The sequence below is a fragment of the uncultured Desulfovibrio sp. genome (assembly GCF_944324505.1).
GTDB lineage: Bacteria > Desulfobacterota > Desulfovibrionia > Desulfovibrionales > Desulfovibrionaceae > Desulfovibrio.
Map to the genome: position 1 here is coordinate 127,851 of NZ_CALUWO010000001.1, position 16,378 is coordinate 144,228.

The 16,378-nt window shown below is 65.2% G+C and carries 13 protein-coding genes; 6 read left to right on the plus strand and 7 right to left on the minus strand.

Annotated features, from left to right (window positions below; translation table 11 throughout):
• Positions 1–64: 64 nt before the first annotated feature.
• Both Q0J57_RS00615 and Q0J57_RS00620 read right to left on the minus strand, forming a co-directional pair.
• The gene (locus Q0J57_RS00615) at positions 65–2,254 is read right to left on the minus strand and encodes a glutamine synthetase III (RefSeq protein WP_297215687.1); all 2,190 of its coding nucleotides are present in this window, start codon (positions 2,252–2,254) and stop codon (positions 65–67) included.
• 128 nt (positions 2,255–2,382) lie between these two features.
• On the minus strand, positions 2,383–2,805 hold the full coding sequence (locus Q0J57_RS00620; RefSeq protein ID WP_363315444.1) for a peptidylprolyl isomerase: 423 nt from the start codon (positions 2,803–2,805) through the stop codon (positions 2,383–2,385).
• A 274-nt stretch (positions 2,806–3,079) separates the two neighbouring features.
• Between Q0J57_RS00620 and lysA the strand changes: the two genes are divergently transcribed.
• The 6 genes from lysA to ybaK all read left to right on the plus strand — a co-directional run bounded on the left by lysA (position 3,080) and on the right by ybaK (position 10,390).
• Positions 3,080–4,354: a diaminopimelate decarboxylase gene (lysA, locus tag Q0J57_RS00625; protein ID WP_297215690.1), complete on the plus strand. Its 1,275-nt coding sequence runs from the start codon at positions 3,080–3,082 to the stop codon at positions 4,352–4,354.
• Between the two features lie 166 nt (positions 4,355–4,520).
• Complete coding sequence (locus tag Q0J57_RS00630; protein WP_297215693.1) at positions 4,521–5,939, plus strand: MATE family efflux transporter; 1,419 nt, start codon at positions 4,521–4,523, stop codon at positions 5,937–5,939.
• Positions 5,936–6,829 carry a phosphatidylglycerol lysyltransferase domain-containing protein gene (locus Q0J57_RS00635; RefSeq protein WP_297215696.1) on the plus strand — a complete coding sequence of 298 codons (894 nt, stop codon included), beginning with the start codon at positions 5,936–5,938 and terminating at the stop codon, positions 6,827–6,829. The genes Q0J57_RS00630 and Q0J57_RS00635 overlap by 4 nt, the downstream gene beginning before the upstream one ends.
• Positions 6,823–8,199 carry an NlpC/P60 family N-terminal domain-containing protein gene (locus Q0J57_RS00640; protein WP_297215698.1) on the plus strand — a complete coding sequence of 459 codons (1,377 nt, stop codon included), beginning with the start codon at positions 6,823–6,825 and terminating at the stop codon, positions 8,197–8,199. Before Q0J57_RS00635 ends, Q0J57_RS00640 begins: the two co-directional genes overlap by 7 nt.
• Positions 8,200–8,258: 59 nt before the next feature.
• Complete coding sequence (gene coaE / locus Q0J57_RS00645; RefSeq protein WP_297215701.1) at positions 8,259–9,893, plus strand: dephospho-CoA kinase; 1,635 nt, start codon at positions 8,259–8,261, stop codon at positions 9,891–9,893.
• Complete coding sequence (gene ybaK, locus Q0J57_RS00650) at positions 9,890–10,390, plus strand: Cys-tRNA(Pro) deacylase (RefSeq protein ID WP_297215704.1); 501 nt, start codon at positions 9,890–9,892, stop codon at positions 10,388–10,390. The genes coaE and ybaK overlap by 4 nt, the downstream gene beginning before the upstream one ends.
• Positions 10,391–10,718: 328 nt before the next feature.
• Here ybaK and Q0J57_RS00655 read toward each other — a convergent pair whose 3' ends face one another.
• The 5 genes from Q0J57_RS00655 to Q0J57_RS00675 form a co-directional block, all read right to left on the minus strand.
• Positions 10,719–10,907 (minus strand): rubredoxin, encoded by a 189-nt coding sequence (locus Q0J57_RS00655; protein WP_297215707.1) that lies wholly within the window; start codon positions 10,905–10,907, stop codon positions 10,719–10,721.
• A gap of 34 nt (positions 10,908–10,941) precedes the next feature.
• A complete protein-coding gene (locus tag Q0J57_RS00660; protein ID WP_297215710.1) occupies positions 10,942–11,349 on the minus strand; it encodes a transcriptional repressor in 408 nt (135 codons plus the stop codon).
• Positions 11,350–11,421: 72 nt separating this feature from the next.
• Positions 11,422–12,729 (minus strand): DUF4147 domain-containing protein, encoded by a 1,308-nt coding sequence (locus tag Q0J57_RS00665; protein WP_297215712.1) that lies wholly within the window; start codon positions 12,727–12,729, stop codon positions 11,422–11,424.
• 432 nt (positions 12,730–13,161) lie between these two features.
• Positions 13,162–15,156 carry a glycosyltransferase gene (locus Q0J57_RS00670; protein WP_297215715.1) on the minus strand — a complete coding sequence of 665 codons (1,995 nt, stop codon included), beginning with the start codon at positions 15,154–15,156 and terminating at the stop codon, positions 13,162–13,164.
• Positions 15,157–15,162: 6 nt separating this feature from the next.
• Positions 15,163–16,353 (minus strand): ABC transporter permease, encoded by a 1,191-nt coding sequence (locus Q0J57_RS00675; RefSeq protein WP_297215718.1) that lies wholly within the window; start codon positions 16,351–16,353, stop codon positions 15,163–15,165.
• Between the last annotated feature and the right edge of the window lie 25 nt (positions 16,354–16,378).

Sequence of the window (16,378 nt, forward strand, 5' to 3'; positions counted from 1 at the left end):
CGGCCCGCCACAGCCCGCCGGGGGCAGCAGACTCCCCCGGCGGCAGCACAGTACGGGCAGCGCCCTACTTGCCGAAAAGAATTTCCTGATAGCTGGGCAAGGCCCACAGATCGTCAGCCACGCGGGTTTCCAGCAGATCGGCAAAGTGGCGCACCCGGTTCATGGCCGGCAGGATGATTTCGCAGTAGCCCTTTGCGCGACGGGCCAGGTCTTCCTCCGCATCCATGCCGGACAGCAGCTTGTCCAGCTGTGCCACGGCATCCTGCATGCCGCGCAGCTGTTCGGTGATGTCGCGCAGCATGTCCACCCGGAAGTCCATGCCGATGGCCTGCATGCGGGCCGCCGTTTCGGCCAGCTCACCCTGATAGCGCATGCCCGCCGGAAAGATGATGGTGCGGGCCATGCGGACAACGAGGGTAGCCTCGGTGCGCAGGGTCTTGCAGTACTGCTCCAGATAGATGTCATGGCGAGCCTTGAGTTCCGCCCGGTTGAGAATGCCGTTACTCTCGTAAAGTTCGATAACGTCGGGACGGATCAGCTCGGTGAGGGCCTCCACCGTATTGCGCAGATTGGGCAGACCGCGGCGCACGGCCTCGCGATGCCAGACATCCGAATAGCCGTCCCCATTGAAGATGATGGCGCTGTGCTCCTCAATGACATGCTGCACATAGCGCTGGATGGCCTCGTTCATGTCCTTGCCTTCGGCCAGCTGCTGCTCCAGGAAGTCGGCGGCATGGTTGAGGGACTCGCTCATCATGGCATTGAGGGCCGTGATGGAGCCGGCGGCGGACTGGCTGGACCCCAGGGCGCGGAATTCAAAGCGGTTGCCCGTGAAGGCCACGGGGCTGGTACGGTTGCGATCGCCGGGATCCGTGGGCAGGGGCGGCAGGGTATCCACGCCCACGTTCATGACGCGCACGGGCTTGCCGTTGTCCGCATCTTCCACGCGCCCGGCACGGAAGGCCTCGAAAACCTCGGTCAGCTGATCGCCCAGGAAAATGGACATGATGGCCGGCGGGGCCTCGTGAGCGCCCAGGCGGTGATCGTTGCTGGCGCTGGCCACGGTGGCCCGCAGCAGGCCGCCGTACCTGTGGACGGCGCGAATCATGGCCGAACAGAACACCAGGAACTTGGCATTGGCATGCGGCGTGGCGCCGGGATCAAAGAGACTGCCCAGTTCGCGGTTGCCGATGGAATAGTTGACGTGCTTGCCCGAACCATTGACCCCGTAGAAGGGCTTTTCGTGCAGCAGGCACTTGAGGCCGTAGCGCTTGGCCACGTTGCGCAGGGTGGACATGATGATGTGGTTATGGTCCACCGCCAGATTGCTGACCTCGTAAAGCGGCGCGATCTCGTACTGGCTGGGCGCGGCCTCGTTATGCCGGGTGCGCACGGGCACGCCCAGCTTGTAGAGTTCATACTCCACTTCCATCATATAGGAGAGCACGCGCTGCGGGATGACGCCGAAATACTGGTCGCTGAATTCCTGCCCCTTGGCCGGACGTGCCCCGAAGAGCGAACGCCCCGCCACCTGGAGGTCGGGACGGGCAAAGTTGAAATTGTGGTCAATGCAGAAATATTCCTGCTCCAGACCGGCAAAGGACACGATGGGCAGCTCCGGCTCGATGCCGAACAGGCGGAGCACCCGCCGGGCCGCCCGGTTGAGGGCCTGGCCGGAACGCAGCAGGGGCGTCTTCTTGTCCAGGGCCACGCCCGTCCAGGACAGAAAGAGCGTGGGAATGCACAGGAAGGTGCCATTGGGATTTTCCATGATATAGGCCGGGCTGGTCACATCCCAGGCCGTATAGCCGCGCGCCTCGAAGGTGGAGCGCAGGCCGCCGGACGGGAAGGAGGAGGCATCCGGCTCGCCACGGATGAGCATGGTGCCGGAAAATTCGGCAATGACGCCGCCGTAGCCGTCGGGCATGAGGAAGCTGTCGTGCTTTTCCGCCGTCTGTCCGGTGAGCGGGTAGAAGATGTGGGCAAAATGGGTGGCGCCCTTTTCAATGGCCCAGTCCTTCATGACCGCCGCCACCGTATCGGCAATGGACGGATCCATGCGCTCACCCAGCGTGATGGCCTTGCGCAGGGACTTGTACACGTCCTTGGGCAGGCGGGCGCGCATGACCTTGTCGTCAAAGACATTGCAGCCGAAAAAGTCCATGGGTCTGTTTTCGGCAAAATTGATGCTGGCCTCTGCCTTGTAGGTGGTAATGGCCTGAATGGCATTCTGCCGGGCGGAATTGCTGCGCATAACACTCCTCACGCATCCGTTGCGGCACGCCGGGCGCCTGCGCCTTCCGACCTGCCGTTCGTTGAGAAACAGCCAGAGGCCGCCGTCAGCCCCTGCACGGAGGCAGGGACCGGCGGAAGCCGCGGCGCCTAGGCAACGCTCACGATCTCGATGGCAAAGGTGAGTTCCTTGCCCGCCAGCGGGTGATTGGCGTCAAGCGTGATGTGGGTATCGGTCACCTCGGTGACCGTCACATCCATCCGGCCCTGCTCGCTGGAAAGTTGCAGGGGCGTGCCCACCTCGGCGGGAATGTGGTCCGGCAGCTGGGAACGCTCGATGGTGAACACGAGGTCGTCGTCCTTTTCGCCGTAGGCGTCTCCGGGGGCAATGGTCACGGTAACGCTGTCGCCCACGTCGCGGCCCTGCACGGCCTTTTCAAAGCCGGGAATAAGCATGCCCCTGCCCATGACGAATTCGAGGGGTTCACGCCCGCGCGAGGAATCGAAAACCGTTCCGTCAGCCAGAGTTCCGGTATAGTGCACACGCACGGTATCGCCGTTCTTGATGGCCATAAGCAATCTTCTCCCGAAGCTGTAGAAAGATGGGCCGCGGCGGACACGGCGCACACCAGCGCGCCGCCGGACGCGGTAACGGCACACCAAAGCATTATTATGTACGCCTGTCAATGTCGCATTTCCGGCGCAGAGACCGCTTTTCCTTGAATGACGCGGCCTGCCGCCTATTGAGACGCATTCTTATCTTGACAAGGTGGCCGCAGCGACGCATAGTTTTCTGCCTGTATCACGGGACGCACCGCGCCCGCAGTCCTTTTGAGGTATACCAATAATGTCCGACATCCGCTCCCGTTACACCGATTCGCTCCACTTCTTCGGCAAGCACAGCCCGGCCGAGCTGGTGGAAAAATGGGGCTTTCCCCTGTATGTCTATAATGAAAACGTGCTGCGTGCACGCTGCCGCGAGCTGAAGGCCCTGTCGTCCCATGCCGGCTACATGGTGAACTATTCGGTCAAGGCCAATGCCAATCCCGTTCTGCTGGGCATCATCCGCGAAGAGGGCCTGGTGGTGGATGCCATGAGTCCCGGCGAGCTGTACCTGGACAGGATGGCCGGCTTTGCCCCCAGCGAGATTCTGTATATTGCCAACAATATTTCCCAGCAGGAAATGCGCCATGCCCTGGACGCCGGCCTGCTCATCAGCGTGGACTCGCTCTCGCAGCTGGAAACCCTGGGCCGCATCAACAAGGGTGGCCGCGTCATGGTGCGCTTCAATCCCGGCATCGGGGCAGGCCATCATCAAAAGGTCATCACCGCCGGCAAGGAAACCAAGTTCGGCGTTACCCCCGATCTGCTGGACGACGTGCTGGCCATCTGCCGCGCCCATGACATGCAGCTGGCCGGCATCAATCATCATATCGGTTCGCTCTTCATGGAGGCGGACGGCTACATCGCCGCGGCCGAAGTGCTGCTGCACCTGGCCGAACGCCTGCCCGCCGCGGTGCTGCACGGCATGAGCGTCATCGACTTCGGGGGCGGCTTCGGCATTCCCTACCACAAGTATGAGAACCAGCCCCGCCTGGACATGGACGACCTGGGCCGCAAGCTGCATGCCCTCATCAGCGGCTGGGCGGAAAAAACCGGCTATACCGGCCGCTTTCTGGTGGAACCGGGCCGCTATGTGGTGGCCGAATGCGGCATCATCCTCTCGCCGGTCAATAATGTGAAGTACAACGGGGATACCTGCTATGTGGGTACCGACGTGGGCTTCAATGTGCTGGCCCGGCCGGCCATGTACGATTCCTTCCACGATGTGGAAATCTATGCCGGTCCCGCAGGCGCCAGCCACCGCGAGGACAAGGAACAGACCATCGTGGGCAATATCTGTGAAAGCGGCGACATTCTTGCCAAAAAGCGTCTGCTGCCCGCCATGCACGAGGGAGACATCCTGGGCATTCTGGATGCCGGCGCCTACGGCTTTTCCATGTCCTCGTCCTATACCCAGCGCTGCCGCTGCGCCGAAGTGCTCATCGCTGCGGACGGGCAGGCCCGCCTCATCCGCCGCCGGGAAACCCCCGAGGACCTGGCCCGCTGCTACGCCGTTTAGCGCCACCGCGCCGCCGCTGCCGCGGCACACCGGGGCGCCCCGGCATGCCGCCCGCGCGGAGGCATGTTTTCCTTTGTTACAGACCGGCCTGCAGGCTTCCTGCAGGCCGCTTTCATCCCACCGCACGTGACGGGCCAAACCGCGTGCCAGCCCCGTTTTTTCGCCCATGACCAAACCCGACCTCAGCACCTCACCCCGCGCCATCTGGCATCTGGCCTGGCCGCAGCTGCTCATGATGTATCTTGTCTTCATCATGGGCTTCATCACCGTGTGGGTTGCCGGGCACATCAGCGCCGATGTTCAGGCCGCCCTGGGTATGGTCACGCAGTGCACCATGCTGCTCATGGTCATTGTCATGGCCATGAGCAGCGGCGCGCTGGCTGCCGTCAGCCAGTCCATGGGCGCGGGACACATGGACAGGGCGCGGCGCTATGTCACCACCACCGTGCTGGGCAGCTGCGTGCTGGGACTGCTCATGGCCCTGCCGGGCTGGCTGCTGGCTGATCCCATTCTGGCCCTGCTGCGCGTGCCGGAACGCATCCTGCCCCTGAGCCGCGAATTCTGGAACGTGGTCATGCTGACCCTGCCGGCCCAGTACATCTATGCGGCCACAGGGGTCATGTTCCGGGCCACGCGGCAGGTCATGCCGCCGCTCTGGGTGGCGGCCCTGCTCTGTCTGCTGACCCTGGTGGGCAGCCTGGGCTTCGGCCTGGGCAGCTTCGGCCTGCCGGCCTTTGGTGCGGACGGCATCCTCTGGACCAACTTCGCAGCCCAGAGCCTGGGCGCCCTCTGCAACTGCCTGCTGCTGCGCCGTTCCCGCTATCTGCACCGGCGGGCCATCCCCGACCGGCGCTGGCTGCGCGTGGGCCTGCCCTATCTGCTGCGGGTGGCCATTCCTGCCGGTGCGGCCCAGATTGTCTGGCAGACAGGCTACCTCATGCTCTTTGTGCTGGTGGCCGCCCTGCCTCGCGACAGCATTGCCGCCCTGGCCGGCCTCACCGCAGGGCTGCGGGTGGAGGCCATCCTCTTCATGCCGGGCATGGCCTTCAATATGACGGCCGGGGTGCTGGTGGGCAACTGTCTGGGCGCCGGCCAGCCGCAACGCGCCCGGCGCATTGCCTGGCAGCTCATGCTCATTGCCTCGGTGGCCATGAGCCTGGTGGCGCTGGCGCTCTGGCCCTTCCGCCAGAACATTGCCTGCCTCATGACCGATGATCCGGGCACGCAGGCCCAGATTGTGAACTATCTGGTCTTCAACCTCATCTCCACCCCCTTTTCCATCGCCAGCACGGTCATGGGCGGCGTCATGAACGGCGCGGGCGCCACGCGCTACAATCTCATGATTTTCGGCGGCGGCCTGTGGCTCATCCGCCTGCCTCTGGGCTGGCTGCTGGGGCATCAGCTCTGGGGCACGGCCACGGGCGTCTTTGCCGCCATGCTCTGCTCGCAGTGCGTGCAGGCCCTGACCATGCTGTATATCCTGCTGTGCCGCGACTGGACGCGTTTTGCCATGCAGGCCCACAAGTTTCATCACGATCATGCCGTTTCCGCCGCACAACAGGCAACGGCAAAGGAAGAGTCATGATGCACTCCTTTACTCCCGTTTCACTGGAGCAGCGCGCCGACTATTATGCCCTGTGGCAGCAGACGCCGCGCCATTCCCTGGACTACAGCCTGGCCAACCTCTGGGGCTGGCAGGGGCATTACGGCCTGCAATGGCATTTTGCCCATGGCCTGTGCTGGATATGCCAGACCCTGCCCGTGCGGCAGTACTGGGCACCCGTGGGCGACTGGCAGCACGCCGACTGGCCCGCCCTGCTCCCCCAGCTGGCCGATGCGCCCGTCATCCGTGTGCCGGACGAACTGGCAGCCCTCTGGCAGGAAGCCCTGCCGGGGCGGGTGCAGATCAGCGAGGACCGCGGCCAGTGGGAATACCTCTATGACCGCGAAGCCCTGGCCACCCTGCCCGGCAACCGCTATCACAAGAAAAAGAATCACGTAAACAGCTATATCAAGACCTACGGCGAGCCGGACTACCGCCCGCTGGACGACGCCATGGTGGAAGATGTGCTGGCCCTGCAAGACACCTGGTGCCAGTGGCACGAATGCGAGAACTCCCCCTCCCTGCGGGCGGAGAACGAGGCCATCAACCGCGTGCTGTCCCACTGGGAACTGTTTGAGGGACTGACGGGCGCCTCGCTCTACGTCAATGACCAGATGGTGGCCTTCAGCGTGGGGGAAAAACTGGATGACAATACCCTGGGCGTCCACTTTGAAAAAGGTCTCAACGGCTTCAAGGGCGTTTACCAGACCATGAACTGCCTGTTTGCCCGCTACGCCGGTGCGGATTTCCAGCGGCTCAACCGTGCCCAGGACCTGGATGAAGAAGGTCTGCGCCAGGCCAAGATGACCTATCTGCCCGCGGACTTTGTGCGCAAGAGCCGCGTCCGCATCCTGGAGGCGGCATCATGCTGAGGTTTCTCCCTGCGTCGGGCCGCCTGCCCTACCTGCTGCTCTGCCTTGCGCTGGTGCTGGCGCTGTCCGCCTGCGGGGGCGGCAAGCCCGTTCCCCCGCGCGACGGCAGCATGCCGCCCTGGATGGGCACCCTGCGCGACATGCGCACCTTTCCCCAGGACCTGCTGCCCTTTGCCCATGCGGCCGGCGCCGACAGCCCCCTGCTCACGGCAGGGGAGCAGGCCAGTCAGGACGCGCGCTTCAACCGCATGTTCTTCAAACCGTGGGACATGGCGCGAACCTCCATTTCGCGCAAGGCGGCTTCGGCCATCTTCGGCAAAGCGCGCGGCTACCGGGGCAGCGTTCGCTGGACGCAGGAGGAATGGGACCTCATGGCCCGCAATGCAGCCATGAAGACCTTTCCCAATACGGCGGACAAGGCCATTACCATCCGCCAGACGGACCTGCGCGAAATGCCCACCCACAGCCCGCGCTTCAGCGAGCCGACCACGAATCCCCGCGCCAATCCCTTTGACTATTTCCAGTATTCCCTGCTGCCCGTGGGCACGCCGCTTTTCATTGCCCATGTGAGCCGCGACCGCCAGTGGTACTATGTGGAAAGCTCCGTGGCCGCCGGCTGGGTGGATGCCAACGACGTGGCGCTGGCGGACGCCACCTTCCGCGCCCGCTATGAAAACGGAAACTACGCCGCCATTCTGCGCGACAATGTGCCCCTGCCCGGCAGCCAGAACGCCCGGGGCGACATCGGCACCATCCTGCCCCTGGCCGGCACGGCCTCGCAGCCCGGTATGGTGGACCTGCTGGTCCCGATCAGAAAGGGGAGCCTGGCCGACACGGCGCGCGTTACCGTGCCGCTTTCGCTGGCAGCCCGCAAGCCGCTGCCCATGACGCCTGCCGCCGTGGCCCAGCTGGGCAACGAGATGATGGGGCAGCGCTACGGCTGGGGCGGCATGTTCGGCGACCGGGACTGCTCCGCCCTCACCCGCGACCTCATGGCGCCCTTTGGCATCTGGCTCGGCCGCAATTCCTCCAGCCAGGGACGCGCCGGCGTCATCATTCCCCTGGATGGCCTGTCCACCCGCGAAAAGGAACGCCGCCTGCTGCAAGACGGTGTGCCCTTCCTCAGCCTGGTCTGGATGCGCGGGCACATCATGCTCTATGTGGGCGAATACAAAGGAAGACCGGCCATTTTCCACAATCTGTGGGGCCTGCGCGTCATCAATGGTGATGACGACAATGACCGCTTTGTGGTGGGGCGGGCCGTGGTTACTTCCATTGCGCCGGGGCAGGAACTGCGCAATCTCTACCGCAAGAGCACCTTTGCGGACCGGCTGCGCAGCCTGACCATCCTGCCGCCCGGCCGGCAGTAGTCTTCTGGCGGGCCGGCAGCCGTCCGGCCCGCCGTCACCTCTCTTCCCGTCTTGCGCACATGACAGCCACACTGCATTTTCAGGTAATGAACGAGGCCGGCCAGCGGCTTGACCGCGTGCTCAGTCTTCGCCTTGCGGAGCTTTCGCGCGGCGCCATACAAAAGGCCATTGCCGCCGGGCACTGCCACATTGATGGCCTGGCCGTCACGGCAGCCGCCTACAAGCTGCGCGCAGGGCAGGAGGTACGCCTGGAGCTGCCCCCTGCCGGCAATCCCTTACAGGCAGAAGCGGCAGAGCTGGACGTGCTCTGGCACGATGAGCGCCTGCTGGTCTGCAACAAGCCCGCGGGGCTGACGGTGCATCCCTGTCCTTCCTGTCCAGAAGGAACGCTGGTGCACCGCCTGCTCTTTCACTTTCCGCAACTGGCCAGGCTGGACGGGCTGCGCCCGGGCATCGTGCACCGGCTGGACAAGGATACCAGCGGCCTGCTGCTGGTGGCCCTGGACGAGGCCACCCGCCTGCGCCTGTCCCAGGCCTTTGCCCGGCGCGAGGTGCACAAGACCTATCTGGCCCTTGTGCAGGGGGTTCCCCCTGACAGCGGCCAATGCCGCGAAGCCATCGGACGTCACCCCACAGCGAAAATCAAGATGGCCGTGGTGCCGGAAGCCCGCGGGGGCAAGGCGGCCCTCAGCCAGTGGCGCGTACTGTGGGCTGCCCCCGACAGGAGCTTTGCCCTGCTGGCCGTGCGCATCCACACGGGGCGCACGCATCAGATACGGGTGCACATGCAGCACGTGGGGCATCCCCTGCTGGGCGATGCCCTCTATGCCCCCGAGGCCGTGCGCCGCCGTGCGCCGCGCCAGATGCTGCATGCCTGGGACATGGCCCTGGCCCATCCCTGGAGCGGCCGGCCCATGCACTTTTCCTGCCCGCTGCCGCAGGACATGCTGGACACGGCCGTCATCCAGGCCAGCCGCATGCAGCGCCTGGTGGTCACGGGCAATCCGGGCTGCGGCAAGTCCAGCGTCTGTGCCGCGCTGGACGCTGCCGGCATTCCCGTGATCAGCGCCGATGCCATTGTGCATGAACTCTATGCCCCACGCGGCGCCATGAGTCAGTGGCTGGCGCACCGCCGGGACGATCTGCTGGCAAAAGACGGCAGCGTGGACCGCGCCCTGCTGCGCCCGGCCATGCGCCAGGATGCCGTCCTGCGCAAGGACGTGGAGCACATGGCCCATGCGCTGGTGCGCGATCGCGTGGCCGCCTTCTGGGAGGAGGCCGAAGCGCAGGGGCATGCCGTGGCCGCCGCAGAAATTCCCCTGTATTACGAATGCGGCTGGCACGTGAAAACCTTTGTGCCGCAGCCGCTCTGCCTTTGCATCACCTGCCCGCAGACCATGCGCCGTCAGCGTGTCATGATGTCCCGCGGCTGGAGCGCCGCCCATTTTGATGAACTGGAAAGCTGGCAGTGGCCGGAACAGCGCAAGGCTGCGGCCAGCGCCCTCTGTCTAGAAAATACCGGCAGTCCGGAACAGATGCAGGAGGCCGTGCAGGCCCTGCTCACTGACCTGCACCAGCGGCAGGACGCGGCGCGCGCGGCCCTGCGTCACGAGCTGCGGGCAATCTCCTGCGCGCCCTGTCCCCCCATGCCGCCCTGCTCCTCCATCCCGTGCCCCTGCACAGAACACCCATGAGCCATAGCACACCGCACATCGCCAAGACCAATGCCGCCCGCCTGCTGGACACGCTGCACATCCCCTACCGCATGGCCAGCGCCCCCGTGGATGCCAGCGACCTTTCCGCCGTGACCATGGCCGCCCGCCTGGGAGTGGACCCGGCCACGGTCTTCAAGACCCTGGTGGCCCGCGGCGATCGCACGGGCGTCATCATGGCCTGCATTCCCGCTGCGGCCGAACTGGACCTCAAGGCACTGGCCGTGGCCTCCGGCAACAAGCATGTGGACATGGTCCACCTCAAGGAAGTGCTGCCTCTCACCGGCTATGTGCGCGGCGGCTGCTCGCCCCTGGCCGCCCGCAAGGACTACCCGGTTTTTGTGGACGAAAGCGCCATCCTCTGTGAAGAAATCTACATCAGCGCAGGCCAGCGCGGCGTCCAGCTCTGCCTGGCGCCCGATGACCTGCTGACGGCCGCCCATGCGGTCTATGCCCGCCTCACCCGCGACGACAACTGATACGGCCACCCGCCAGCCTCCGGCAACAAGGCGGCACCATGGCGACCGGGAGGGCAACTGCCGCTGACATGGCCCGGTCCCGTGGTGGTACGGGGACATCCTCAATGGCCCGAAAGCCCCCATAACCAGAAGCCCCAAGAACCGAATACCCAGAACCGCCGTGCCTTCCTGACCTGTGGCGGCGGCTGCTCCGCCTGACGCTCCTCTGACCGGAACCGTCTGTACGAAAAAAAAGGATTTCCACATGGCTGCGGAAATCCTTTTTTTCCTGTCCGCCCCGTCGGGAACAGACGGTGCGGCATCACATGCGGCCTTGCCACAGGCCAGGCTAGCTTTCGTCACTCACACGGCGGAAGTTCTTCTTGCTGGCGCCGCACACCGGGCAGCACCAGTCATCGGGCAGGTCCTCAAAACGCGTTCCCGCCGGAATCTTGCGGCGGCGATCTCCGCGATCCGGGTCATACACATAGCCGCAATTGGCCACAGGGCACCGCCACATATCATGGGGATCAGCCATACAGTTCTCCTTCTGCTGCAATCCGTTCCACGGACTACTGTTTCTCCGCCGCAGCTGCGGCGCATTGCTCGCACAGTCCGTCAAATTCGATACGGGCCGTATAGATCGTGTCAAAACCGGGCACGGACAAGCCCTCCACGGCAGGTTCCGGCAGGGGCGGCATGATGTCGCCAATCTTTCCGCAGACCACGCAGCGGATATGCTGATGGGCCGAAATATCACCATCAAAGCGCTTGGTGGTGCCGCAGGCTTCCAGCCGGCGGATGGTGCCGCTGTCAGCCAGGAAGTCCAGATTCCGGTATACTGTGCCCAGACTTATGCGCGGCAGGCGCTGCCGGACCATGCCGTACAGCTCGTCCGCCGTGGGATGGGTTTTGGTTTTGCGCAGTTCTTCAAGAATGACGGCTCGCTGCCGTGTCATACGTGTTTGTGGTTGCGCCATGTCAGCCTCCAGTTTCAATAACTATTCCTGATAGGCCGGGTTTTGTCAAGCCCCTGACGCACAAATACCATATCATACCACACAGATAAGTGCCATATCCATGGCGTTGGTCCGTGTGGGTCCGGTCCGGAAAAGATCGCCGCTGCGCCGCAGTGCCGTATGGCTGTCATGCGCATCCAGCAAGGCCCGTGCGCGCTCCCGGCCCCCCAGCGCAGCCACGGTTTCCGCATGGGCAAAGCCGCCGGCAGCATCCGTGGGACCATCTGTTCCGTCCGTTCCCGCAAACAGCGCCACAAGAGAATGATCGCCTTCCAGCTCCAGGGCCGCTGCCAGCGCCATTTCCTGATTCCGTCCCCCCAGGCCCGCCCTGCCGTGCAGGCACACCGTGGTCTCGCCACCGGCCAGCAGGCAGAACGGGCGCCTGTGCGTGGACGCTGCCGCCTGTCTGGCCTGCTGCACAAGTTGCACCGCCACCTGGCGGGCCTCTCCCTGCATGGGAACAGGACTGATCTGCACGGCCATGCCCAGGGCGCGCGCGCTGGCGGCTGCCGCATCCAGGGCCTGCCGGTTGCTGGCCGCCACCACATTGCTCACCTGCGCAAACAGCGCATCGCCGGGCTTGGGCGTTTCCGCCATACGGCCGGCAGCGCCCTCCTGCACATGCCGCATGACAGCCGGCGGCAGCGTGGCTGCCAGACCATAACGCGCCACAATGTCCAGACAGTCCACAAAGGTCGATTTGTCCGGCGCCGTGGGGCCGGAGCCGATGACGCCGGGATCATCCCCGATGACATCGGAAATCATGATGGTCAGCACAGGTGCCGGCGCCGCCGCACGGGCCAGCTGCCCGCCGCCCAGCCGGGAAAGGTGCTTGCGCAGGGCATTGATCTCATGAATGGAGGCCCCGCAGGCCAGCAGCTGTTCCGTCAGGTCCTGCAAATGGGCCAGCGTCAGCCCCGGCGCCGGGGCCGGCATCAGGGCACTGGCGCCGCCGGTGAGCAGACAGATGACCAGATCGTGCGCGCCGACCTGCTCCAGCTCCGCCAGCAGATGCGCCGCGGCAGCCTCGCCAGCGGCATCCGGTACGGGGTGCCCCGCCTCCAGCAGACGTATGCGCCGCAGGGGCAGGCCGTGCCCGTATTTGGTAATGACCAGCCCCCCGTCCAGGCGGTCTTCCAGCACGTTTTCCAGCGCCAGCGCCAGAGGTGCCACCCCCTTGCCGGCTCCCACCGCCAGCACCCGCCCGGCGCGCGGCAGCGGCCACACCCGCCCGCCGGCCAGCAGGCAGTCCCCCTCGCGGCGCACATGCCGCAACAGGGCCGCATCCGGCGCCACCGCCGCCAGACCGGCCATAAAAACCTGTTCCAGCACCTGCTTCATGGCATCCGTCTCCTGCTGCGCATCTGCTCCAGAGCCTGCCTGCATGACCACCTTGCCCGGCCTCACGACCGCGTGCCGGCGCCTTGCCTGGGGGAAACCGGGACCATCTGCCGGGAGACGACGGACGTGAAGCCCGCACAGCCGTTTTCTACGGAAGGAAGCATGCGCTCCGGCGAAAGCCGCAGCGGCGCGGCACCATGGACATCGCCGCACACAGGCAAGGTCGCTCCCTGCCCGTGGGAGTGCCGTGCTGCCCGACAGGCAGCATGTCCGCGTCAGGAAGCGGACGAACGGCACACCAGCCAGCAGCGCGGCCCGGCGATTCACCTGCGGCCAGCCCGGGAGCCGCTCCTGTCCTGCACTCCGGCAGCGCCGGAAGGGAATGTGCCATGGCAATGACCCAAAGCCTGCGTCCCGCGTCCCGACAGTGCCTCATCCATGCAGGGAAAGGGGAGCCTCCGCCGTTGCCGGCGGCCTGCTGTCCCGGACAGCATGGGTAAACAGCTCCAGCAGGCGCTCTTCCGTGGCGGATTCGTCCAGCAGCGCGCGGATGCGCTTCCAGGCATTCCGACCCAGGCGCTTGCGCTCCTCGGGACGTGCCGCCAGTTCCAGCAGGGCCTGCGCCAGCGCGTCCACATCGTCAGGCGGAACCAGCAGACCGCTCTGCCCCGTTTCCACGGCCTCGTCAATGCCCGGCAGCTGGGAGGCCACCACCGCGCAGCCAAAGGCCATGGCCTCGGTAAGGGCCGAAGGCATGCCGTCCCTGTCGCCATCGGCAGCCACGCGCGACGGCAGGACCACCACATCGGCACGCTGGTACAGATCAGACATGTTTTCGTGCGGAATGTGCCCCGTAAACACCACCCTGCGACGCAGCCCCAGACGGAAGGCCAGCCACTTGAGGCGCCGCCGCAACGGCCCGTTGCCCACCACGCGCAGTTCGAAGTCCACATTCTGCTGCACCAGGCGGGTGCAGGCCCGCAGCAGCACATCCACCCCCTTGCGGGGACAGAGGGTCCCCACCGTCAGCAGCCGCAGGGGCTGCGGGGTCGAGGTGGGCGGCAGGCTGATGTCCTCATCCGGCGGGCTGAGGGTCAGGGGATCGCGCAGCAGCACAAGGCGATTCAGGGGAATGGCCGGCAGCAGCTCATGCAGGGCGCGCCGCGTGGCCTCGGTATCACAGGCCAGAAAGGCGGCATCGGCCAGCTTCACCGCCCAGTCCCTGCCGGGGCGCACCATGTCGGCGGTGCGCACCCCCACGGCAAAGGGAATGCGCAGCAGGCGCGAGGCAATCCAGGCGGCCGTGGCCGGACCGTGTGCGCCGGAGGCGTAGAAGAATTCTATGTCATCCTCCTCGCCCCAGCGGGCCAGCATGGCCCCGCAATCCATGGCCCAGAGATGGCGAAAGCGCTGCCCCGGGGTGCGGCTCAGGGTACGGCGCAGCTCTTCCCACGGGGGGTCATTGCGCCGGCGGTAGTGCTGCACGGCCGCCATGACGGACGGCAGACGCCAGCGCCCCACACGCCGCACCGGCAACGGCAGGGCATATCCCTGATCCTCGCTGCCCAGCAGGCTGCCGCCGCGCAGGGCATAGATGCGGGACAGCAGCCCCGCCGCGTGCATAGTGTGCGCGCTTTCCATGAGGCTGCGGCCCGACGGCTCGGGAAAGGTCTCGGCCAGCAGCGCGCCCCGCACCACCGGCGCCACGCCGGCCAGCAGATTGCCGCCCAGGTTGACCTCGTCGGGCGAAAAATCGCGTCGGCGGCAGTTGAGAATGCCGTCATCCAGGGTATACACGCTGTCGCAGAATTCGGCCATGGCCGGGTCATGGGTAACCATGATCATGGCAACGCCGCCAGAATGGCAGAGCGTGCGGAAGTTGTTCATGATGACGCGGCTGGTCTTGGCATCCAGGGCGCCGGTGGGTTCGTCGGCCAGCAGAATGCGAGGATTGTTGACCATGGCCCGGGCAATGGCCACGCGCTGCTGCTCCCCGCCGGACAGACGATTGCTGCGGTAGTGAACGCGCGCGGACAGGCGCACCAGGTCCAGCGCGCGGATGACCCGCGCCCAGCGCTCCGACGGCGGCACCTTTTCGTAGATGAGGGGAAATTCCACGTTTTCAAAAACCGTGGAATGCTCAAAAAGGTTGCTGGCCTGCATGACAAAGCCCATATTGCCCCGGCGGAAGGCCGCTGTCTGCTCCCGGTCAAAGGCAAGGACATTCTGCCCCAGGATTTCCAGCGTGCCCGCGTCCGGCGCATGGAGCATGCCCAGCACGTGCAGCATGGTGGACTTGCCGCAGCCGGACGGCCCCATGATGGCCACCAGCTCTCCCGGCTCCACCTCGATGTTCACCCCGCGCAGGACCGGCGAAAACCCTGCGTAACACTTGTACAAACCCTTGGCGATAATGACCGGAGGCATACGCACCTACTCGAAACGCAGCGCCGTGACCACATCCATGCGACTGGCCTGGATGGCGGGATACAGACCGCCGGCCACGCCGATGACGGCGGAAAAGAAGATACTGCCCAGACTGCTGGCCAGCAGCAGCGGATAGGAAATGGCGGTGTCCAGCGCCCACGCGCCCAGCTCCACGCAAATGGTCCCCACGATGATACCCAGCAGGCCCCCTGCCACGGACTTGACCAGGGCCTCGGCCAGGAACTGGGCCAGAATGTCCACATCGGAACCGCCCATGGCCTTTTTCAGGCCCACTTCACGGGTGCGGGCGCGCACGGCGGCAAAGGTGCCGTACCAGATGCCGAAGCCCCCCAGCATGAGCGAAGCCGCAATACCCAGCCAGAGCAGGGCTTCCACCCACATGAAGGTGATCTTGATGCGGTCCAGCTGGTCATCCTGGGTGGCGCAGACAAGATAGGGCGCATCCTGGTGCGCCCGTACCACACCGGGCAGCTTGCGCACCACGCCAGCCACGTCTTCCCAGCCGATGCAGCGCACAAACAGGCGGGTCACGCCATCGCCGCCCCAGTTGCGGTCCACCATGACCGTATAGGGCATGAAGCCGCCTTCGCTCCAGCTGCCCAGCATGACGCCGGTGACCACGCCCACCACCTCGAAAACATCGCGGCCCAGCACCAGCAGCTTGCCCACGGCCTTGGCCGGATCCCCGTAGAGGGCCTCGGCCCCCTCGCGGCCCAGCATGCACACGCGGTTGCGCTGCTTCACGTCATCCACGGTAAGCAGGCGCCCGGCCAGCAGCTCCAGCGAGTAGGCCGGCGCAAAGTATTCGTCCACGCCGATAAAGGACGTGCGGATGGTGCGTTCCTGCATGCCCCGCAGGCTAAAGACAATGTTGCCGCGCACATTCTGGCTGACCAGGCCCACGCCGGGAATGTTGCGTATGGCCTCCACCGTTTCGGGATAGAAGGTCCGCAGGGGCTGGCCGGGATACTGGTCATCATCCATATAGACGCGGACAATATTGACCCCGCCCATGAGCACCATGTCCTGCCCCACCTTATAGCGAATCTCCTGGCCGAGCACGGAAAGGGCAATGAAGGCCGTTATGCCCAGCGCAATGGACAGAATGACACCAAAGCCGCGCTGGCGCACGACCTGGCGCACACTGATGCGGCAGAGATCGGACATGGCTATCATGAATTTGCCTGTACCTCCCGGAAAA